The organism is Geothrix sp. PMB-07 (genome assembly GCF_030758935.1).
GTDB lineage: Bacteria > Acidobacteriota > Holophagae > Holophagales > Holophagaceae > Geothrix.
The window spans coordinates 2,863,761-2,883,097 of sequence record NZ_CP132333.1; the positions used below are offsets into that span (position 1 = coordinate 2,863,761).

At 66.0% G+C, this 19,337-nt stretch carries 20 protein-coding genes; 8 read left to right on the plus strand and 12 right to left on the minus strand.

Annotated features, from left to right (window positions below; all coding sequences use genetic code 11):
• Window positions 1-15: 15 nt before the first annotated feature.
• The 3 genes from Q9293_RS12580 to Q9293_RS12590 are packed head-to-tail and all read right to left on the minus strand — an operon-like array spanning window position 16 to window position 2,350.
• Entirely contained in the window at window positions 16-1,383 is a 1,368-nt protein-coding gene (locus tag Q9293_RS12580) for an alpha/beta hydrolase (protein ID WP_306246998.1), read from the minus strand.
• Window positions 1,380-2,117, minus strand: a complete 738-nt coding sequence (locus Q9293_RS12585; protein WP_306247000.1) for an SdpI family protein — start codon at window positions 2,115-2,117, stop codon at window positions 1,380-1,382. The genes Q9293_RS12580 and Q9293_RS12585 overlap by 4 nt, the downstream gene beginning before the upstream one ends.
• The gene (locus tag Q9293_RS12590) at window positions 2,093-2,350 is read right to left on the minus strand and encodes an autorepressor SdpR family transcription factor (RefSeq protein ID WP_372342211.1); all 258 of its coding nucleotides are present in this window, start codon (window positions 2,348-2,350) and stop codon (window positions 2,093-2,095) included. The genes Q9293_RS12585 and Q9293_RS12590 overlap by 25 nt, the downstream gene beginning before the upstream one ends.
• A gap of 185 nt (window positions 2,351-2,535) precedes the next feature.
• Between Q9293_RS12590 and Q9293_RS12595 the strand changes: the two genes are divergently transcribed.
• The 5 genes from Q9293_RS12595 (at window position 2,536) to Q9293_RS12615 (ending at window position 7,919) form a co-directional block, all read left to right on the plus strand.
• Window positions 2,536-3,039 (plus strand): MarR family winged helix-turn-helix transcriptional regulator, encoded by a 504-nt coding sequence (locus Q9293_RS12595; RefSeq protein ID WP_306247004.1) that lies wholly within the window; start codon window positions 2,536-2,538, stop codon window positions 3,037-3,039.
• An 80-nt stretch (window positions 3,040-3,119) separates the two neighbouring features.
• Window positions 3,120-4,496: a TolC family protein gene (locus Q9293_RS12600; RefSeq protein ID WP_306247006.1), complete on the plus strand. Its 1,377-nt coding sequence runs from the start codon at window positions 3,120-3,122 to the stop codon at window positions 4,494-4,496.
• A 71-nt stretch (window positions 4,497-4,567) separates the two neighbouring features.
• Entirely contained in the window at window positions 4,568-5,695 is a 1,128-nt protein-coding gene (locus Q9293_RS12605; RefSeq protein WP_306247008.1) for an HlyD family secretion protein, read from the plus strand.
• 130 nt (window positions 5,696-5,825) lie between these two features.
• Window positions 5,826-7,385 (plus strand): DHA2 family efflux MFS transporter permease subunit, encoded by a 1,560-nt coding sequence (locus tag Q9293_RS12610; protein ID WP_306247010.1) that lies wholly within the window; start codon window positions 5,826-5,828, stop codon window positions 7,383-7,385.
• A gap of 162 nt (window positions 7,386-7,547) precedes the next feature.
• Window positions 7,548-7,919 (plus strand): hypothetical protein, encoded by a 372-nt coding sequence (locus Q9293_RS12615; RefSeq protein WP_306247012.1) that lies wholly within the window; start codon window positions 7,548-7,550, stop codon window positions 7,917-7,919.
• A gap of 68 nt (window positions 7,920-7,987) precedes the next feature.
• Here the strand turns inward: Q9293_RS12615 and Q9293_RS12620 are convergent, their stop codons facing one another.
• The 9 genes from Q9293_RS12620 to Q9293_RS12660 all read right to left on the minus strand — a co-directional run bounded on the left by Q9293_RS12620 (window position 7,988) and on the right by Q9293_RS12660 (window position 16,302).
• Window positions 7,988-8,512, minus strand: coding sequence for a ferritin family protein (locus tag Q9293_RS12620; RefSeq protein WP_306247014.1), 525 nt, complete (start codon window positions 8,510-8,512; stop codon window positions 7,988-7,990).
• 8 nt (window positions 8,513-8,520) lie between these two features.
• Window positions 8,521-9,399 carry a 2-oxoacid:ferredoxin oxidoreductase subunit beta gene (locus tag Q9293_RS12625; RefSeq protein ID WP_306247016.1) on the minus strand — a complete coding sequence of 293 codons (879 nt, stop codon included), beginning with the start codon at window positions 9,397-9,399 and terminating at the stop codon, window positions 8,521-8,523.
• A gap of 8 nt (window positions 9,400-9,407) precedes the next feature.
• The gene (locus Q9293_RS12630; RefSeq protein ID WP_306247018.1) at window positions 9,408-11,198 is read right to left on the minus strand and encodes a 2-oxoacid:acceptor oxidoreductase subunit alpha; all 1,791 of its coding nucleotides are present in this window, start codon (window positions 11,196-11,198) and stop codon (window positions 9,408-9,410) included.
• Window positions 11,199-11,448: 250 nt separating this feature from the next.
• Entirely contained in the window at window positions 11,449-12,387 is a 939-nt protein-coding gene (fabD, locus tag Q9293_RS12635; protein WP_306247020.1) for an ACP S-malonyltransferase, read from the minus strand.
• A gap of 91 nt (window positions 12,388-12,478) precedes the next feature.
• Window positions 12,479-13,507 carry a phosphate acyltransferase PlsX gene (plsX, locus tag Q9293_RS12640; RefSeq protein WP_306247022.1) on the minus strand — a complete coding sequence of 343 codons (1,029 nt, stop codon included), beginning with the start codon at window positions 13,505-13,507 and terminating at the stop codon, window positions 12,479-12,481.
• Window positions 13,508-13,518: 11 nt separating this feature from the next.
• The gene (rpmF, locus tag Q9293_RS12645; protein WP_306247025.1) at window positions 13,519-13,704 is read right to left on the minus strand and encodes a 50S ribosomal protein L32; all 186 of its coding nucleotides are present in this window, start codon (window positions 13,702-13,704) and stop codon (window positions 13,519-13,521) included.
• Between the two features lie 53 nt (window positions 13,705-13,757).
• Window positions 13,758-14,291, minus strand: coding sequence for a DUF177 domain-containing protein (locus Q9293_RS12650; RefSeq protein WP_306247027.1), 534 nt, complete (start codon window positions 14,289-14,291; stop codon window positions 13,758-13,760).
• Window positions 14,288-14,758, minus strand: coding sequence for a type II secretion system protein (locus tag Q9293_RS12655; RefSeq protein ID WP_306247028.1), 471 nt, complete (start codon window positions 14,756-14,758; stop codon window positions 14,288-14,290). Before Q9293_RS12655 ends, Q9293_RS12650 begins: the two co-directional genes overlap by 4 nt.
• A gap of 89 nt (window positions 14,759-14,847) precedes the next feature.
• Entirely contained in the window at window positions 14,848-16,302 is a 1,455-nt protein-coding gene (locus Q9293_RS12660) for a sigma-54 dependent transcriptional regulator (RefSeq protein WP_306247030.1), read from the minus strand.
• 79 nt (window positions 16,303-16,381) lie between these two features.
• Between Q9293_RS12660 and Q9293_RS12665 the strand changes: the two genes are divergently transcribed.
• The 3 genes from Q9293_RS12665 to Q9293_RS12675 are packed head-to-tail and all read left to right on the plus strand — an operon-like array spanning window position 16,382 to window position 19,318.
• Window positions 16,382-17,365, plus strand: a complete 984-nt coding sequence (locus Q9293_RS12665) for a glycosyltransferase family 9 protein (RefSeq protein WP_306247032.1) — start codon at window positions 16,382-16,384, stop codon at window positions 17,363-17,365.
• Window positions 17,362-18,330: a glycosyltransferase family 9 protein gene (locus Q9293_RS12670; RefSeq protein ID WP_306247034.1), complete on the plus strand. Its 969-nt coding sequence runs from the start codon at window positions 17,362-17,364 to the stop codon at window positions 18,328-18,330. The genes Q9293_RS12665 and Q9293_RS12670 overlap by 4 nt, the downstream gene beginning before the upstream one ends.
• A 25-nt stretch (window positions 18,331-18,355) precedes the next feature.
• On the plus strand, window positions 18,356-19,318 hold the full coding sequence (locus Q9293_RS12675; RefSeq protein WP_306247036.1) for a DUF1573 domain-containing protein: 963 nt from the start codon (window positions 18,356-18,358) through the stop codon (window positions 19,316-19,318).
• The last annotated feature ends 19 nt before the right edge of the window (window positions 19,319-19,337 follow it).

The following is a 19,337-nucleotide window of genomic DNA, read 5'->3' on the forward strand; positions in this document are numbered from 1 at the left end:
TCAGCCTTGAACTCCCTATCGCAGCTCCTTCAGCCACTGAGCCAAGGGCGTGAGGTCCGCCAGGGGTGTGCTGTCGCCGTAGGTACTCATGGCTTCGGCCCCTGAAAGGCCCGCTTTCGCGCGGGTTTCCCGCTTGAAGAGGTGGTTCGCGCCTGGGATCTCAATCACGGCGCCTTTGAAATCCGCAGGCAGGATGTCGGGTTTCCAGGTCTGCACATCCCGGTCGCCCCAGGCCACGGCACAGGGGATGGGCAGGCGCTGGGCGGCGCCCCAGGGATCCAGGTCAAGCAGGTCGCGCACGAAGCCGCGGCTTTCGGGGCGGGCCAGCCCCTTGGCCAGGCTCACCACGCCGGGGGCGATGCCCGTGGCGTCGCGGTCCAACTCCTGGTTCTTGCGGATGGCGTCCAGCGCCGCCTCCAGATAGGCCAGGTTCGAGGCGGTGACATCAGTGGGCGCCTGCGCTGCCGCCAACTGTCCTTTCACTTGGGCCACGATGAGCCTGCCCATGCTGAGGCCCGGCAAGGCCAGCAGCAGGGCCGCATCGGCCTCGCTGGCCGCCAGCAGCGACAACAGCGCGCCCTCGCTGTGGCCCAGCAGCAGCAGCTTCTTGCCCTTGGCCTCGGGGAGGGTTCGGGCCGCCTTCAAGGCCGCGCGAATGTCCCCCACCTGGGCGTCGAGCGAGATGTCGAGCTTGGGATCCTTGGCGCCGATGAAACGCTTGTCGTAACGGAGGCTGCCCAGGCCCTGGGCCTGCAGCCAAACGGCCAGGTCGCGGCCACCATGGCTGGGCATGGGAATCAGGGGATTGGACCAGTCGCGGTCCGTGGGGCCTGATCCCGCCACCATCACCGCGAAGTAGCCGTGGGCGCCTCCGGCGAGGACGGTGCCGTTCAAGGGAAAGCCGTTGAAGCCGGGGAAGTGCAGCACCCGTTCGCCGCTGCGCAGTGCCGCGGGCCCCCTGGCTCCGGCGGATGCGCGGGCTTCTGCAGGCGAGTCGCCGGTGCGTCGCAGGCTCAGAGGCAGCTGGGCGCCCCCTTGGGCGAAGGTTCCACTCGCCGTGGCCCCATCCGGGCCCAGCACCCCATCGAAGCAAGGTTCGCCGGGGATGCCGGCAAGGGTGAAGCTCAGCCGACCTCCCTCCACGCCAACCTTGGCGAGCGCGTGCAGCTTCAGTCCCTGAGCCGGCACGGAGATGACGCCTTGCCAGGCATCGCCAACGTTCCAGAGATCTACGATCAGATTGAGGTTCCCACCGGGCAGTTGGAGCGCGCCTTCCCAGCGGCCCGCCTGAACGGCCACAGCTGGGGCTTGGACTGGCTTCTGGGCTTGGGCGGTCAGGGCAGGCAGGGAAAGCAACGTGAGCAGGCAGGCGGCTCGGTTCATCGGGGCTCCTGAGGGGGCGTGGCGTCCTGATCAACAAGCTGATCCAAACGGTGACGCAGCCAGTAGGCATAGATCATCGCCACCAGCACTGGAAGAAGCATGAGGAGAAGGCTCAAAAGGTTCGCGTAGGGTTCGGGCAGGAAGCTGATGGGTATGCCCAAGAGCCCGGCGGCCATGAACCAGTGACCGCCCAACCGGTGAGTGCGCTTCCAGACTTCCCGGTTCTCCAGGGTGGGCGGAATGCGGATGCCCGCCCAGGCATTGGGTTCCAGCCGAGGCATGAGGTTGCCGAAGAAGATGAAGAACAGAAAGATCACCAGCAGGATCCAGCCCGAGCGCAGCATGCCTCCGCTTAGTGATGCGCGGAGGATGAGACCCTGGAGGCCGGCCATGAGCAGCAGCACGAGGAGGCGGATCTGGCGGGTGGTGGCCGCCGACATGGCTCGCGCCGCCTTGAAGTCCATGCGCCCCCAGTCATAGGCCAGGATGATCAGGTAGGTCAGGGTCGCGATGAGTGGCAGCATCAGCGCAGCCATCAGAGGAGAGCCCCAACCGTCGATTTCGCCATGGAGGTTCCAGTGGATGGGTGTGCGCGCAGGCAGGCGGCCCATGGCCCAGAGGCTGAACCCCCAAAGTCCCCCGAGCAGCACCCAGGACGGCCATTCCCGCCAAACCTCGCGGCGCCCTTCGGAGGAGGGATCCTCCGCCGTCACTTTGAAAACGCCAGCAGCCATTGGAGGGCCTCCTGGAATACCGTGGTGTGGAGCGTGTAGATCTGCTGCTGCCCCTGCCGGCGGCAGCGCACCAGCCCCGCGTGCTTGAGCAGGTTCAGGTGGTGCGAGATGCTCGCCTTGCCGATCTCGTAGGCTTCGGCGATTTCCCCCGCACTCAAATCGCCCTCGCGCAACCGGTCGAGGATGCTCCGACGGGTGGGGTCGGCCAGGGCCTTGAACACCAGGGAGCGCATCTCCATCGCAGGTCTCCGGTTTCAAGATAAGACATTTTGAAAATTTTCAAAATATTAAATCAAAGAACCTCCGACTTCGACCCTTCCAGGGCGCCTCGCGCCGCTGCTTGACAGGCATCGATCCTGCCCTTTAATATTGCTGTCACGGCAGTGATTGCTTAGGCATTTAACTTGAAAGTCTCAACATGACCACGCAGCCCCAGGAAGGCGAGCCGCTCTACACCTCCGAAAACTACAACCAGGAGGACAGCATCGGGCGCCTCATTGCCGAGGTGTCGGGGCGGCTGCTGGCGGCCTTCGACGACGAGATGACCGGCATGGGCATCACCGGCGCCCAGTGGGTCATCCTCATGCGCATCGCCCGCGGTTGCGGTTCCACCGCCGCCGAACTCTGCCGCTTCAGCCGCTACGACACCGGCTCCATGACCCGCATGCTGGACCGCCTGGAGGAGAAGGGCCTGATCCGCCGGGTCCGGAGTTGCAAGGATCGCCGCCTCATCCACCTGGAGCTCACGGAAGCCGGCCAGGAGTTGCACCCCCAATTGCCTCCGGTGGCGGTGAAAGTCCTGAACGCGCACCTTCAGGGATTCAGCCACCAGGAATTGGACCTCTTCAAGGATTTCCTCAACCGGATGCGGGCCAACAGCGAGCAGCTTTCCCAGGCCCCCGGCGGCTGCGGTTCCTCCTGAGCCTGCAGCCCCGAGCCGATTTCACCCAGACGCAGCACCTTCATTCATCCCGCGCAGAACCCCGTCCTAGGAAGGCCCCCATGCTTCGTCAGTCGCCCCTGGCCCTCGCTGCCCCCCTCTTCGCCCTTCTCTGCCCTTGCCCGGTGCAAGCGCAAGCCCCCAGCACGGCGCCGGCCCCGGCCCGCACGGTGTCGTTGAGCCTGGCCCAGGCCATCCGCACCGCTCTGGAGCAGAACCCCCGCGTGCATCAGTCGCTGCTGGCCATCGCGGAAAGCGGCGATGACCGCCGCTTCGCCGCGGCTGCCCTCATGCCCACCGTCGCCGCCGAGGCCCTGGGGCAGCGGAACAAATACAACCTGGAAGCCCAGATGGGCATGTCCGTTCCCGGCTTCCCCCAGGAAGTGGGCCCCTACAACTGGAGCCGGATGGGACTGGAGGCTCAAGTCTCCCTCTTCGACCTGAGCCTCTGGAAGAAGTGGCGGGCTTCGCAGCACGGCGAGGCTTCGGCCCAGGCCCAGGGCCGCGCCGTCCGGGAAGAAGTCGCCGCCATCGTGGTGGGCCAGTATCTGCGCGCCCTGCGCGCTGCCGCCTCGGTACAGGCCGGTGAATCCCGCGTGGAACTGGCCGAAGCCCTGGCCAAGCTCGCGGAAAACCAGCAGAAGCAGGGCGTGGGCACCAAGCTCGACACCCTGCGCTCCCAGGTGCAGTTGCAAACAGAGCGGCAGCGGCTCATTCAGGCGCAAACCCAGCGCGCCACCGCCCTGGCGGGCCTGGGACGGGCCCTGAGCCTGGAACCCGGCACCCGCATCGAGCTGTCGGACTCCCTGGCCGCGCCCACTTTGCCGGTGGCGGGCTTCCAGGAGAGCTTCACCGCCAGCCTGGCCCAGCGCCCGGAACTGGCGGCGCTGGAGGCCCGGGAGAAAGCCGCCGTGAACATGCGCGAAGCCGCCCAGGCCCTGCGGCTGCCCACCCTGGTGGCCTCCGGCTTCTATGGCTCCGCGGGCCTGGAATCCCATCCCTCCACCCACACCTACCAGGTCACCCTGGGCCTGCGGGTGCCGCTCTTCACCGGGGGCCTGGTGTCCGCTCAGGTCTCCAGGGCCAAGTCCGAGCAGAGCCGGGTGCAGGAAGCCCGCCGCGAAGTCCGCTCCCAGGTGGGCTACGAGATCCAGGTGGCCCAGGCGGAACTGGATGCCGCTGCGCACGAGGTGGACGTGGCCAACCTGGCCGTGACTCTCTCCACGGAGGCCCTGAGCCAGGCCCGGCATCGCTTCGAGGCGGGCGTCAGCAACAACATCGAAGTGATCAACGCCCAGGATGAGCTGGCCAAGGCCAATGACAACCAGATCAGCGCCCTCTACCGCCTGAACCAGTCCCGCGCGGATCTGGCGCGGGCCACGGGCCAGCTCGAAGGCATGTATCTGCTCCAAGGCAACCAACCGGCTCCTGCCAACTGAGCCTGATCCGGCCCACTTCCGCTGTACCCAATCCACGACCCAGAACCTTTTTCGCCCCGTTGGAGACTCCGATGAATCAAGAAGCCCCAGAAACACAAGAAGCCGTTGGTCAGCCCGTCCCTTCCACCTCCGGCGCCCCCGAATCCGGCAAGGCCATGCTGGCCCTGAAGATCGGCGCACCCGTCGTGCTGCTCATCGCCGCGGGCATGTGGTTCCACTCCCGCAACCGCATGAGCACGGACGATGCCCAGGTGGACGGCCATCTGGTGCCTGTGTCCTGCCGCGTCTACGGCACCGTGGAAAAGGTGCTGGTGGAAGACAACCAGACCGTGAAGGCCGGTGACCCCCTCGTTGCGGTGGACCCCCGCGACATCCAGGCCCGGCTTGACCAGACCAAGGGCTCCTACGCCCAGGCTCTGGCCCAGGTGGAAGGCGCGCGCGCCGATCTGGAACGCGCCCAGGTGGCCTACCAACAGGCCCGCAATTCGGACATCGAGACCGCCAAGGCCAACGTGGATGCCAAGAAGGCCAGCCTCGACAAGGCCAAGACCGACTTGCAGCGCATGAAGCCCCTGGCCGAGCGGGAAGAGATCTCCGCCCTGCAGTTCGACGGCTTCCGCACCCAAGCCGAGGTCGCTGACAGTGAGTGGCGTGCCGCCCAGCAGCGCCTGGCCTCCCTCCAGCGCGAGGCCGACATCCGCAAGGTCGCCGTGGGTGCCGCCGAAGCCCGGCTGGCCGCAGCCAAGGCCCAGGTGGACACCGCCCGCGCCAGCCAGAGCGGCCTCGACCTCCAGCTGGGCTACACCAGCATCGTGGCCCCCGTGGATGGCGTGGTCACCCGCAAGCTCGTGGAGGCGGGCCAGACCATCCAGCCCGGCCAGGGCCTGCTCACCATCATTCCCCTGCACCGCACCTGGGTGACCGCCAACTTCAAGGAAACCCAGCTGGCGCGCATGAAGCCCGGCCAGGAAGCCGAGATCAAGGTCGACATGAACGGCCTGGTGCTCAAGGGCCACGTGGATTCCATTTCCGGCTCCACAGGCTCGCGCATGAGCCTCATGCCCCCCGAAAACGCCGTGGGCAACTTCGTGAAGGTGGTGCAGCGCATCCCCGTGAAGATCCGCATCGATGAAGAGGAAGCCAAAAAAGTCATCCTCCGCCCCGGCATGAACGTCGAAGCCACGGTCATCGTCGAATGAACGAGAAAAGCTTGATCCACAGATTGCGCAGATTTACACAGATTCCAAGGATGGGTATCGGGGGTGGGAGGAACAAAGTGTTTTCTGAATCTGTGACATCTGTGGAATCTGTGGACCAGGTCTTCTTGCCATGACCCACCGTCATATCAACCCCTGGGTCATCGCGCTCACGGTGATGATCGCGACCTTCATGGAGGTCCTCGACACCAGCGTGGCCAATGTGGCCCTGCCCCACATCGCGGGCCACCTCTCGGCCACGGTGGAGGAGACCACCTGGGTGCTCACCTCGTATCTGGTGGCCAATGCCGTGGTGCTGCCTCTGGGCGGCTACTTCTCCAGCCTCATGGGCCGGAAGCGGTTCTACCTCACCTGCGTGACCATCTTCACGGTGGCTTCGTTCCTCTGCGGCATCGCGCCCAGCTTGGGCTGGCTGATCTTCTTCCGCGTGCTCCAGGGCCTCGGTGGCGGCGGCCTCCAACCCATCTCGCAGGCCATCCTGGTGGAGACCTTCCCCGCGGCCAAGCGCGGTGCCGCCATGGCCGTCTACGGCATGGGCGTGGTGCTGGCCCCCATCATCGGCCCCGTGCTGGGCGGTTGGATCACGGACAACTTCAGCTGGAATTGGATCTTCCTCATCAACATCCCCGTGGGCTTCCTGTCCTTCTCCCTCACCAGCGCGCTGGTGCAGGATCCGCCCACCTTCCACCGCATCTCCCTCAAGGAGGGCGCCCGTTTCGACTACCTGGGCATCGGCGTCATCACCCTGGGCCTGGCGGCCCTGGAGATCGTGCTCGACGAAGGCCAACGCAAGGACTGGTTCAGCTCGAACTTCATCGTCTTCTTCGCCGTGGTGGCCGTGCTGGCCCTGGGCTATGCCATCTACCACGAACTCCAGAAGAGCCGTCCCATCGTCGACCTTCGCCTCTTGAAGGACCGCACCTTCGCGGTGGCCATTCTCATGCTCTTCGTGCTGGGCTTCGTGCTTTACGGCAGTCTGGCCCTGCTGCCCATCTTTCTGCAGACCCTGCTGGGCTACACGGCCCTGCTCAGCGGCTGGGTGCTGAGCCCAGGCGGCCTGGCCATCATGTTCATGATGCCGGTGGTGGCCATGCTGCTGAAAAAGACCGACACCCGCTGGCTCATCGGCGTGGGCTTCTTCTTCTGCGGCCTGGGGCTGATACAGATGGCCGGCTTCAACCTGCAGGTGGATTTCCAGACGGCCATGTGGTCCCGCGTGGTGCAGAGTCTGGGCTTCGCCTTCCTGTTCATTCCCATCAACGTGTCCGCCTTCCAGCACATTCCCCACGAGAAGACGGCCTACGCCGCGGGCCTCATGAACCTGGTGCGCAACATCGGCGGCAGCACGGGCATCGCCCTCGCCACCACCATGCTGGCCCGGCGTTCCCAGTTCCATCAGGCCAATCTGGTGGGGCACCTCACCCCGGGAGATCCGGCCTACCAGGGCTTCCTGGACCGGGCCACCCAGCTGGGCGTGGTGCGCGGAGGCCTGTCGCCCACGGATGCGGGCCACCTGGCCCAGGGCGCGGCCTACGGCACCGTGGTGAAGCAATCCAGCATGATGGCCTTCGCGGATACCTTCTGGTTCATGGGCGTGCTCTGCTTCACCCTCTTCCCCCTGATCTTCCTCATGCGGAAGAGCCGCGCCACCGGACCCATCGCCATCGATTAGGGCCAAGCACCGGGTCTCAGAAACCGAGTGGACCATCGGTAAAAGTCACAAAGTGGATCTTATCTTTGGAGCCCCGGCGGCCGAAGATGGGGGTATTCGGGGTGCCCACCCCCCTGGCAGCGCCTCACCCCACCCCTGAAAGCGACCTCCCCGATGCCTCGCATGTCCATTCTCGCTGTCGCATTGCTGCTGGCTCTGCCCGTAGGTGCCCAAACCCTCGCCACCACGGGGCTGCCATCCAGCGCGCCAGTTCCGGAGCCCTTTCCACAACAGAATCTGGTTCGGCTTGAATGGCGGGACTTTCGTCCCTTTCTGGCAGGGGAGACATCTCCTTCGGCTGAGCCCTCCCTTCGTTTCTCCAATCGCTTGGTCTACAAGGGCATTGAATGGCGCCTGGATACCTGCGCCTTCCTCAGCAACGAAGTCCCCGAGAACATTCATGGCCTCCGAATCACGCACCGAGCGGGAAACCCTGTTCCGGATGCCATCGGGAAGGACTTGCGCCTGTTCATTGGCACCGGCATCTCCTTTTAACGAAGGCACTACCAAAGAAAGGCGCCTCCCAAGCGAGGCGCCTTTCTTTGATGCTGCTTGCTCAAAAACTACTGCGCTGCGGGCTCGTCCACGAAGTCTTCGTCGGAGAGACCCGTTTCGGGGCGCAGCTTGTACAGTTCCGCCTGGACCAGCTGCTGGTGCTCCAACTCCTCGTCGCGCAGATCCTCGAAGAGGGCGCGGACTTCGGGGTCCTTCAGTGTGGCCAGGGAGGACACGAAGAAGGCGTGGGCCTTCAGCTCAGAGGCCAGGGCGGCTTCCATGGCCTTGCGCGGGCTCATGAAGGCGCGGGCAGCATCGTAGTCCGGCGCCTCCACATCGAAGATCATGGCGCGGGTGACGGTGCGGGGTGCGTCTCCAAAGCGGTGGACGCGGCGGGCCGTCAGCTCGCGGGCGTGCTTGGCCTCGTTCTCCACCATGTAGCGGAAGAACCTGGCGGCCTCTGGCGTGCGGTGCTGCTCCATCTGCGCGGCGAATTCCTCGTAGCGCTCCTGGGCCTCATCCTCGATCAGGATGGCCAGATCGAGGGCATCCTGAAGGGAAAGGTTGGCGAAATCGATGCCGTGGATGGCCATGGGACCTCCTACTTTTTGATGAAGAGGTCCAGGATGCGCTCCTTGGGGAGGGCATCCTTGGACAGCGCGGCCTGGCGTTCCTTCACCAGATCACCGTAAGTGGGCGGCGGTTCGGGGTTCCGGTAGAACACGCCCAAATGCATTTTTTCGCCGTACTGCTGAGCGAGGTCCATGGCCGCCAGGCGGTCTGCGGGGTTGTGCCCCAGGCTGGCCAGGGATTCCTGGATGGCCTTCAACCCCTTGATCTGCTGTCCTTCCTCGCCGTAGGTGACGCAGGGGGACTGGATGTTCACAAAGGCGAAGCCGGGGTAGCGGATGGCCTCCTCGATGACAGCAGCCATGCCCGCCAGGTCCGTGGGCGAGGCCTGGGCCACGAAGCCCGCGCCGTAGGCCAGCACGTAGAGCAGCGGATTCACAGGCTCTTCCAGGCTGCCGTACTTCGACGTGCAGGTGATGCGCCCCTTCTGGGAGGTGGGCGAGAGCTGGCCCTTGGTGAGGCCATAGATCTGGTTGTCCATCACGATGTAGGTGATGTCCATGTTGCGGCGGATGAGGTGGGCGATGTGGCCACCGCCGATGGAGAAGCCATCGCCGTCGCCGCCCGCCGCCAGCACCAGCAGGTCGGGGTTGGCCAGCTTGATGCCCTGGGCGATGGGAAGGGCGCGGCCGTGGACGCTGTTGAAGCCGTAGGCCGTGGTGTAACCGGGGATGCGGCTGGAGCAGCCGATGCCCGAGACGAAGGCGATCTCATGGGGCGGACGGCCCACGGCAGCCAGGGCGCGGTAGATGCCCTGCACCACGGAGAAGTCGCCGCATCCGGGGCACCAGATGGGCTTGAGGTCGCTCTTGTAGTCCTTCGCTTGGTATTCGCAGGTGCCGGTGCTCATGGTCGACCTCACTCCTGGGGCTGAAGGTTGCCCTCGTGGCTGCGCTGCAGCTCTGCGAGGAGATTCTGGAGGGCGGCGACGATCTCGCCGGGCAGGAAGGGATTGGCGCCGCTGCGGGCCAGGGGCTTCACGCCCTTGGGCAGGTCGATGTGCATGCGGAGCAGCTTGAAGGTCTGCGCCAGGTGCGTCTGCTCGATGACCAGGCCCTTCTGGACCGAGTGGAAGAACTCGTTGTAGACGCCTTCAGCCACCGGATAGAGCAGGTAGGGCACCAGCAACTTGACGTTGAGCCCCTTGGCCTGGGCCATGGCGAGGGCCTCGCGGCAGATGCCCGCGACGCTGCCCCAGGCCACCATGGCGATGGGCGCATCAGGGTTGCCCAACACCTCGAAAAGGTCGCGGCGGTCCTTCAGCGGATCGAATTTCCGGGTGCGCTTGTCGTTCATGCGCTGGTGGACGGAGCCGCTGTTGGTGGGCGCGCCGGATTCAACATGCTCGATGCCCGAAGCCAGGTAGGTGCCGCCCAGCATGCCCGGATGGCTGATGGGGCTGATGTTGTTCTCGGTCTGCTTGAAGCGCTTGTAGTCCTGCAGATCGGTGGCCGTGGGGCGCTGGCGGTCGATGATCTTGAACTGGCTGGTGTCGATGGGATCAAGCGTTTCCTTGCGAGCGGCGATCTCCTGATCGGACAGCACGATCACCGGCGTCTGGTAGTACTCGGCGATGTTGAAGGCTTCGACCGTGATGCGGAAGATGTCGGCCACCGAGGTGGGCGCCAGCACCGGGCGAATCACGTCGCCGTGCGCGGAGAAGGCCGCGGCGAAGAGATCGGACTGTTCGGTCTTGGTGGGGAGGCCCGTGGAGGGACCGCCGCGCTGCACATCCACGATGACCAGGGGCAGTTCAGCGATGCTGGCCAGGCCCATCATCTCGGACTTCAGGGAGAGGCCGGGGCCGCTGGTGGCGGTCATGGATTTCTTGCCGGCGAAAGATGCGCCGACGGCCGCGCCAATGCCCGCGATCTCATCTTCGGCCTGCAGCACCGCGCCGCCGTACTTCCAGACCTGATCCGTGAAGAACTGCATGATCTCGGTGGAGGGCGTGATGGGGTAGCCGCCGAAGAACTGGCACCCGGCGAAGATGGCGGCTGCGGCGCACATGTCGTTGCCATCGGTGATCAGCTTCACCTGGCCCTTGGTCTCCGAGGGTTCCACCGCCATGCTCACCTTGAGCGGGTGTTCCATCGCGAAGGCCCGGCCCGCGTCGAAGGCGCGCTGGTTGGCTTCCACCAGCTCCTCACCTTTCTTGGCCAGTTTCTTCCGGATGCCCTTCATCACCGCCACGGCCCCGATACCGAACCAGCCGGCGATGAGGCCCAGCACCACCGTGTTCTTGGCGCGCTCGGTGCCCGCCGTTTCCTTGGCCATGGCGGCGATGGGCACCGCGATGACCTGCAGGGGCGTCACGCCCACGAGGGGAATCTGCTCCACCGGGATGTTGGTGGCGGCCTCGTAGATCACCACGGTGTTGCCGCTGACGGGCAGCTCGGCGCCGAACTTGAGGAAGTCCTCCCAGTTCAGGGCCACGGCCACATCCAGGTTGCCGCCGGGGTTGAGGATCGGCGAGGTGCTGATGCGCACGCGGCAGGAGGATTCACCGCCGCGGATCTGCGAGCCGAAGCTCTTGGTCATGACGCCGTGATACCCCTCGGCGGCAGCGGCCTGGAGCAGCGAGTCACCGGCGGAAACGATGCCGTCTCCTCCTGAACCTGCCATTCCAAAGACGAGATCCTTGCGCATGAGGCACCTCCGGAAGGGAGTGGATGAGGGGCGGCCGGACTGCGACTCAGCCCGATCTCCCGCACACGGGACCGCACACAGAAACAGGTCGTGGCGATCTGTTTACCCTAGCCGACCCGAAGGTTGGCATTCATCACACTTTGCCCAGTGCAGGCCCGTGCGAGTGGGCTCTGGGCGTGCATCTGCCGCTTTCTTGCCATGCCCTGGCTGGGCTTTCGATGAAGCCCCCTTCCATGGCATTCAGATCAAATCAGCCCAGCTGAGCCAAGTCCTCTGGCGTGCCGAAGCTGAGTGCCGTCACCTCGAGGCCCCGCTCCTTGGCCTGCCGCTTCACAAGGCCCGCCAGCACCTTGCCGGGGCCCAACTCCAGGAAGGTGGTGACCCCTTCGTCCAGCAGCAGATCCAAAGTGGCCTGCCAGCGGACCGCGCCGGGGATCTGCCTTACCAGGCCATCGCGCAGGGCCTCGGGATCAGAAACAGCCTGGGCGTCCACGTTGTTCACCAGGGGACAGATGGGGGCACGGAAGGCCAGCTCGCGCAGGATCGGTTCCATGTGCGTCTTGGCGGGTTCCATGAGGGGCGAATGGAAGGGGGCGCTCACAGGCAGCTTCAGGGCCTTGCGGCCGCCGCGCGTCTTGGCCGCTTCCAGCGCGGCCTCCACGGCCTCGGTGTGGCCCGCAATGACAATCTGGCCAGGGCCGTTGAAGTTGGCGGGGACGACGATCCTGCCCGTGCTCGCAGCCGCTTCCGCGCAGCTGGCTTCCACATCGGCCAGGCTCATGCCCAGCAGAGCGGCCATGGCGCCCACCCCCACGGGCACGGCCACCTGCATGGCCCGGCCGCGCTCGCGCACGGTGCGCACCGCATCGGTAAAGTCGAGAACACCCAGGGCCACCAGGGCGCTGTACTCACCGAGGGAATGCCCCGCGGCGAAGTCGGGCTTGGGCAGGCGCTGCGCATAGGCCCGCACCACCATGAGGCTGTGGGTGAGGATGGCGGGCTGGGTGTGCTCAGTCAGCTTGAGGGTCTCTTCGGGCCCCTCGGCCATGAGCTGCGAGAGGGAGAAGCCCAGCGCCGCGTCGGCCTCCTTGAGCACCACCTGGGCCGCAGGCTCAGCCTGCGCCAGCGCCACCCCCATGCCCACCGCCTGCGAACCCTGACCCGGGAATAGCCACGCCACTTTGCTCATAAACACCTCAAAAAAGGTAGCCACAGATGAACACGGATGAACTCAGATCAAACCGCATCCGTGTTCATCCGTGTTCATCCGTGGCTGAAAATCAATCTTGCGGGAGCAGCAGCGCCACTCGCTCCTGGATGCGCTCGTTCAGCCGGTGTTCGGCGGCCCGCAAGGCAGCGCGGATGGCGTTGCGAACGGCTTTGGCATCGCTGCGGCCGTGGCCGATGATGCTCACCCCCTTGACGCCCAGCAGGGGTGCCCCGCCGTACTCTGCGTAGTCGAGCTTCTTCTTGAAGCGCTTCATGGCTGGCTTGGCGAGCAGGCCGGCAAACTTGGTGATGGCGCTTTCCATGAAGCTGTCGCGCAGGCCGGAGAGGATGCCCTCCGCCAGCGCTTCGCTGGATTTGAGCACCACGTTGCCCACGAAGCCGTCGCAGGCGATGACGTCGAAGTTACCGTTCCAGATGTCCCGGCCTTCGGCATTGCCCTCGAAGCGGATTTCCAGCTGGCGGAGCATGGCCGATGCTTCCTTGGTCACGTCCGTGCCTTTACCGTCCTCTTCGCCCACACTGAGGATGCCGACGCGGGGCCGTTCGAGGCCCAGCACCTGCTCGGCGTAGACGGAGCCCATGACCGCGAACTGGGCGATGTGCTCGGCCCGGCAATCCACGTTGGCACCCACATCCAGCAGGACGGTGGGGCGGCCCTTCATGTTGGGCAGCACACTGGCAAGGGCCGGACGATCTACGCCATCCAGCTTGCCGATGACCAGGCTCGAGGCCACCATGGCGGCCCCCGTGTGCCCCATGGACACCACGCCGTGGGCCTGCCCCTCTCGCACGAGCTGGGCGGCGACGCGGATGGAACTGTCCTTCTTTTCCTTCAGGATGCTGGTGGCCTTGTCCTCCATGACCACGGTCTGCGAGGCATGCACCACGCCAGCCCGGGCCAGCAGCCCGGCCGTAAAGCCATATTTGGTCAGCAGGGGCGAAATGACCGCCTCGTCGCCCACCAGGTACAGGTAGAGCCCGGGCCAGGCCTCAAGGGCCTCCCGGGCACCCTGCAAGGTGGCATGGGGGGCATGGTCGCCCCCCATGACATCCAGTGCGATGTGATGGTGGATATCCACCCTCAAAGGCCCTAGGCGGTCGCGGAAACGCGGACGGCCAGCTTGCCGCGGTAGAAACCGCAGCTGGGGCAGACGCGGTGCGGCAGCTTGGGGGTCTGGCAGTTGGGGCAGGTGCTGGCGCTCATGACTTCCAGCGAATCATGGGTGCGCCGGCGGTCGCGGCGGGCCTTGGAATGGCGGCGCTTGGGATTCGGCATGGCTTGCTCCTAGGAGTAAAAACGAAAGAACACAATGTTCCAGGTTAAAGGGTTCAGGATTCCGGGTCCAGCTTGATTCCTGCCAGGGCCTTGGTGAGGGCCCGATTGAGTGCCGATGGAATCTGATCGGCTTCGGGGCGGCAGTGGCAGAGTCCCTTGTTCCAGTTCTTGCCACAGTTGGGGCAAAGCCCCTTGCAGTCCTCCGCACACAGCGGGTGCATGGGAGCCTGCAATTCAAACTGCTCGCGCACCAGCTCGGCCTCGTCGAGGCTGTCCTCGGGCAGGAATACCACGTCGAGATCCTGCGATCCCAGCGCGTGGGAGCCGCGACCCACCAGGTCAGCGTCCTTGCTGCCCAGGAACTGGCTTTCGACCAGCAGGGGACGGTCCAGGGGCGCGAGGCAGCGGCTGCAGCAGCCCTGCCAGAGGGCCTGGCCCTTCACTTCGAGGAAGATGTCGCCGTCTGAAGGCAGCACGAACACGGACCAGGCCAGGTCGCGGAGGGACACATCCCCCTCCAGTTCCAGCTTCTCAGTGGTGCCAGTCTGACGGATGCCCTCGGGGGGCAGCTTGTGGAGATCGATCACTTCTTGGCTCCGGCGTCCCCGGCAGGCTCACCCTTGGGGGCGGTGTTCGTGATGAAGCCGGTGGGGTTGCGCACGATCGGCCCCGCGTCATCGGGGTTGGAGGGGTCCCCTGCGCAGCGCAGCTCGTAGGTGTTGCGGGAGGAACGCCCCTCATAGGGCTGCTTGAAAGGGTCCGTGGCGGACATGCCCACCTTGATGAGGTTCTCTTTCACCAGGGGGGAATTGGCCTCGATCATGGCGTCATAGCTGCCGAAATCCGGGTAGGCGTTGTGCTTGAGGTAGTACTGGTCGAGCCCCTCGCCCACGATCTTGAGGTCGTCCTGGGCCTTGAGGTAGTTGGCCTGGGCAGAATGTTTACGATACTGGCTGAAGCCCAGGGTGGCGATCACGGCAATGATCATCATGGCCACCAGCAATTCCAGCAGCGAGAAGCCTTGGGTCTTGCGTCGGGCGGCGGTCGGGGTCATGGGAGGGGTCCGGGATGAGGGCTCGGAGGGGTCGCATCCGAGCGGATCAGTGTGCCAGAAATGGCCGGAAAAGCAAGCATTCATGGGCATCATGCCTCCTTGGGCCCTTCGGTTCCCCCGCTTTCGTCCACCACCGGAGCGGGGAAATCTGCCGGCCAGGGGAAATCAGCCTGCAGGGCCTCCAGGCCGCCCAGTTCGGCCAGCCAGTAGCGGTAGGCCCGGAAGCTCATGCCGAGGCGCTTGCCTGCCTTGGTCTTGACGCCGCCCACCTCGTCCAGGGCCTTGCGCAGGAAATGCCCCTTGAGCGCCTGGATCCAGGCTTCCAGATCAAAGCCTTCGGCGGGGATCCCTAGGGGCGCAGGCGGGGGCCCGCCTTCCGGGGTGCTGCTCTGGCCAAAGCCCTCGGGCAGCAGGTCCCGGGTGATGGGGCCGCCAGGATTGAGCGCCACACAGCGCTCCATGAGGTTCTCCAGCTCCCGCACGTTGCCGGGGAAGCGGTAGGTGAGCAGCTGGGCCATGGTTTCCGGGTGCAGCTGCATGGGCGGTTTGCCCAGCTTGTGACAGGAACGGCGGATGAAGTGCTCCGCCAGCACCGGCAGGTCCTCGGGCCGTTCTCGCAACGGCGGCATCTCGATCTGGAGGATGTTGATGCGGTAGTAGAGATCCTCCCGGAAGGCCCCGGATTCGGCTCGGGCCCGCAGGTCGCGGTTGGTGGCGGCGATGACGCGCACATCCATGGGCCGTTCCTCGGTGGCGCCCAGGCGCCGCACCCGGCGCTCCTGCAGCACCCGCAGCAGCTTCACCTGGAGGGCCAGGGGCATTTCGCCGATCTCGTCGAGGAAGAGGATGCCGCCACCAGCCTCTTCAAACAGGCCCCGCTTCATCGCCGTGGCACCCGTGAAAGCGCCCTTCTCGAAACCGAACAGCTCACTTTCCAGCAGGGCCTCTGGCAGCGCCCCGCAGTTCACGGCCACAAAGGGGCCCTTGGCGCGGTCCGAATGACGGTGGATGAGCCGGGCCACCACTTCCTTGCCCGTGCCGCTTTCCCCCATGAGCAACACCGTGGTGTCAGCCCGGGACACCTTGCCGATGAGGGCGTTGATCTTCCGCATGATGTGCCCCACGCCCACCAGCTCGCCCAGATCCGGCGGCGGCGTGGACTCGGGCCCGGCCGTAGCCAGCAGGCCCTTGAGGGAGGCGATGAGGTCGTCGTGCTTGAAGGGCTTGGTGATGAAATCCACCGCGCCCTGGTTGAGGGCCTGCACCGTGGTTTCCGTGGTGGCGTAGGCGGTCATGATGACCACCGGCGTCTCCAGGCCCTGCTCCTTCATCCAGGTGAGCAGCTCGATGCCGGAACCATCCTTGAGCTTCAAGTCGGAGAGCACCCCGTCGAAGGTGGCTTCTCGCAGGGCCTGCAGGCCCTCCTCCAGGCCGGACGCGGCTTCACAGCAGAAGCCCGCCCCTTCCAGGGCCAGGGTCAGAACCTCCCGAAGGCCCGGTTCATCCTCCACCAGCAAGATCCGTTGGGTCGTGGCAAGGGGCATGGCAACCTGTGAATGTGACGCCCGGGGAGTGTGACGCATCGAGTCACTCATCCTATCCTGAACCCTTTCCTGGAGTCCCGTGAAGCACCTCCTGCCCGGCCAATCCAAGCTGTCCTTCGGAGGAGGGGAGCGCGTGCTCCTGGCCCGCACCGATGCCCTGGGCGATCTGATGGTGTCCCTGCCCCTCCAGCAGCGGCTGCTCGCCCACCATCCGGGGCTGGAGATCCACTGGCTGGTGCGGCCTTATCCTGCGCCCCTGCTGCGGGAACATCCGGATGTCGCCGGTGTCCACCTGCGCAGCGAGAACTCGGATCTCGCCAGCGTCTTCGCAGAGGTGAAGCCCCACGCCGTGCTGAACCTGGGCCACCGGGACAAGGCCGTCATCGTCGCCGCCCAGCAGGCCGGGGTTCCCGTCCGGGTGGCCCGGGCCCGGGGTCTGCCGCAGATCCTCGCCGCCACGCACCTCCTTTGGAAGGGGCGGTACGGCAGCGGCCGCCACGAGGCCATGAACGTCCTGGATTTCCTGAGCCCCTGGGGCCTGGCCGGCGGCGCCCCCGAGGCACCTCGGCTCTTCCTCACTGAGGCCGAACGGGCCCAGGGCGAGCGCGACCTGCAGACCTTCCCCCGGCCCCGCCTGGGCCTCTTCTTCCAGGGCAGCGGCGCCGGGGCCAGCCCCAGCCAGGCCTGGTGGAAGACCGCCCTGCCGGTATTCGCCAGCGCGGGCTGGGCCCCCATTCCCCTGGGGCCCCCCGAGCTTTCGGAGCTGCCGGCCACGGATCTGCGCGGGTTGCTGGCCCGCCTGGCGGCCTGCGATGCCATCCTCAGCCCCTCCTCGGGCCCCGCCCACATGGCCGCAGCCCTGAGCCGTCCCCTGCTCTGCCTCATGGGCCTGCGCCCCAACCACAGCCCCGACCGCTGGGCGCCCCTGGGATCCAGCGTGCAGGTGCTTCAGTACCCCGGCCCCGAGGCGGATCTGGCCGGCGGCATGGATCGGCTCAACCCCGCGGACCTGCTGCCCCATCTGGACCGCCTCCGCGCCCGCGTGCGGCTCGGGCAGTCATGAGCACCGTCATCCCGAGCCAGGCCACCTGGGTGCGGTTTCCGCGCTTTGTGGGGGACGCGGCCATGCAGCTTCCCGTGCTGCGCCTGCTGCGGGAGATCAAGGTCGGCCCCCTGGTGGTCTGGGGGCCGAAGACCACCGTGGGCCTGGTCCAAGGCACCTGGTTCTGCGACGCCGTGCTGCCCGACGAGGGCAAGCCGGGCCCTTTCGCCCTGGCCCGCATCCTTCGGCAGCATCAGGCCGCCCGCAGCATCCACTTCCCCAAATCCCTCCGCCCGGCCCTGGCGGCGTGGCTGGCAAGGGTGCCCGAGCGCATCGGGGTGGATGAAAGCCTGGCGGGCTGGTTCAACACGCACAGTGGGCCCTTTTGGGACGCTGAAGGCCCCTTCCTGCTCCGCTACCACGCCGTGCTGGCCCGACGCTGGCCGGATCTGCCGCCCATGCCTTACGCGGATTTCGATCCGGGCGTGGCCATCCCGGCCCCGACCGAGCGGTACCTCTGCCTCATGCCCGGCTCCACCTGGCCCTCCAAGGCCTGGCCCGTGGCGCACTACCGGGCGCTGCTGCTGAAGGCCCGCGCCGAGGGTTTCGCCGTGGCGGTACTGGGTTCACCGAATGAGGCTGACACCTGTGAGGCAGTGGCTGGAACTGAAGGGATCAACCTCTGCGGGAAGACGACGCTCAAGGAGGCCGCCGCCTGGATGCGCGGAGCCGCAGCGGTGCTGGGCAACGACTCGGGGCTCAGCCACCTGGCCGCGGCCTGCGGGGCTCCCGCCCTGGCCCTCTACGGCGCCACGGATCCGGGCGGTTCCACCCCCTGGGGCCCGCGAAGCCAGGGGCTGCGCAAGGAGGGCATTCCCTGCGCCCCCTGCTTCAAGCCTGAATGTTTTACACCGGGCCATCCCTGTCTGGCCGGAATCAGCCCCGAGGAAGTCTGGACTCAGCTCCTCGCCTGGATCCCCGTATAGAATCAAACGTCCCCCGAGGTTTCGCATGCTCCGTCCCCTTCTCTTCGTCGGCGCCGCCATCACCCTCATGGCCCAGGCCCCGGTCATCACGTTCGACAAGACCCACCACGATTTCGGCCGCATCACGCCGGATCGAAAAGTGGCCGCGAAGTACAAGGTGACCAACACGGGCAATGCGTTCCTCAGCATCACGCAGGTGCGCCCCAGCTGCGGCTGCACCTACACCATGCTGGGCAAGTGGTCCCTGGCGCCGGGCGAATCCACCGAGATCGAGGCCACCTTCGACCCCCGGGGCGTGAAGGGCATCGTCCGCAAGTCCATCGAGGTGGTCTGCAACGATCCCAAGACCCCCAACCTCAGCCTCACCCTGGAAGCCGAAGTCGTGCAGGAAATCATGCCCTCGGTGGAAGCCGTCTACTTCCATCAGGCGATCAAGTCCGGCACCAGCCGCAGTCAGATCCGCTACGCCAGCGGCAATGGCGAAGCCGTGCAGATCGTGGACGTGAAGGCCCCGGGCGCCCCCTTCCTCACGTTCGCCTACCGCACCGAGGGCAAGGACCAGGTCCTCGAAGTGGCGTTCAACGGCACCAAGGTGCCCGCGGGACAGTTCCGGGGCGTGGAGCAGGCCACCGTGCGCTTCAGCAACCCCCGCATGAGCCAGCTGCCCCTGAACATCCAGTGGGATCTGAAGCCTTCCATCCAGGCCAGCCCCGTGGAGTTGGTGTTCCAGGACACCGCCGGCAAGGAACTGCGCCAGAAGCTCACCCTCAAACAGGCTGATGGCAAGGCTTTCAAGGTCACAGGCACCCGCCCCTCACTCCAGGGCATGAAGGTGGAGGGCCTGAACCAGAAGGGCAGCCAGCTGGATCTCACGGTGGTGCTGCCCGCTTCCGTGAAGGCGGGCCGCTACAGCGAGGTGCTGGTGCTCACCACCGACGATCCGGACCAGCCGGAGTTGACGGTTCGCGTGGCCGCGCTGCTGAAATAGGCCTCCCCGCAGCCCCCAC

Excerpts from the sequence above, each read along its gene's own strand:
- Q9293_RS12580 (WP_306246998.1), bottom strand. The coding sequence starts at position 1,383 with ATGAACCGAGCCGCCTGCCTGCTCACGTTGCTTTCCCTGCCTGCCCTG.
- Q9293_RS12585 (WP_306247000.1), bottom strand. The coding sequence starts at position 2,117 with ATGGCTGCTGGCGTTTTCAAAGTGACGGCGGAGGATCCCTCCTCCGAA.
- Q9293_RS12590 (WP_372342211.1), bottom strand. The coding sequence starts at position 2,350 with ATGCGCTCCCTGGTGTTCAAGGCCCTGGCCGACCCCACCCGTCGGAGC.
- Q9293_RS12595 (WP_306247004.1), top strand. The coding sequence starts at position 2,536 with ATGACCACGCAGCCCCAGGAAGGCGAGCCGCTCTACACCTCCGAAAAC.
- Q9293_RS12600 (WP_306247006.1), top strand. The coding sequence starts at position 3,120 with ATGCTTCGTCAGTCGCCCCTGGCCCTCGCTGCCCCCCTCTTCGCCCTT.
- Q9293_RS12605 (WP_306247008.1), top strand. The coding sequence starts at position 4,568 with ATGAATCAAGAAGCCCCAGAAACACAAGAAGCCGTTGGTCAGCCCGTC.
- Q9293_RS12610 (WP_306247010.1), top strand. The coding sequence starts at position 5,826 with ATGACCCACCGTCATATCAACCCCTGGGTCATCGCGCTCACGGTGATG.
- Q9293_RS12615 (WP_306247012.1), top strand. The coding sequence starts at position 7,548 with ATGTCCATTCTCGCTGTCGCATTGCTGCTGGCTCTGCCCGTAGGTGCC.
- Q9293_RS12620 (WP_306247014.1), bottom strand. The coding sequence starts at position 8,512 with ATGGCCATCCACGGCATCGATTTCGCCAACCTTTCCCTTCAGGATGCC.
- Q9293_RS12625 (WP_306247016.1), bottom strand. The coding sequence starts at position 9,399 with ATGAGCACCGGCACCTGCGAATACCAAGCGAAGGACTACAAGAGCGAC.
- Q9293_RS12630 (WP_306247018.1), bottom strand. The coding sequence starts at position 11,198 with ATGCGCAAGGATCTCGTCTTTGGAATGGCAGGTTCAGGAGGAGACGGC.
- fabD (WP_306247020.1), bottom strand. The coding sequence starts at position 12,387 with ATGAGCAAAGTGGCGTGGCTATTCCCGGGTCAGGGTTCGCAGGCGGTG.
- rpmF (WP_306247025.1), bottom strand. The coding sequence starts at position 13,704 with ATGCCGAATCCCAAGCGCCGCCATTCCAAGGCCCGCCGCGACCGCCGG.
- Q9293_RS12655 (WP_306247028.1), bottom strand. The coding sequence starts at position 14,758 with ATGACCCCGACCGCCGCCCGACGCAAGACCCAAGGCTTCTCGCTGCTG.
- Q9293_RS12660 (WP_306247030.1), bottom strand. The coding sequence starts at position 16,302 with ATGCCCCTTGCCACGACCCAACGGATCTTGCTGGTGGAGGATGAACCG.
- Q9293_RS12670 (WP_306247034.1), top strand. The coding sequence starts at position 17,362 with ATGAGCACCGTCATCCCGAGCCAGGCCACCTGGGTGCGGTTTCCGCGC.
- Q9293_RS12675 (WP_306247036.1), top strand. The coding sequence starts at position 18,356 with ATGCTCCGTCCCCTTCTCTTCGTCGGCGCCGCCATCACCCTCATGGCC.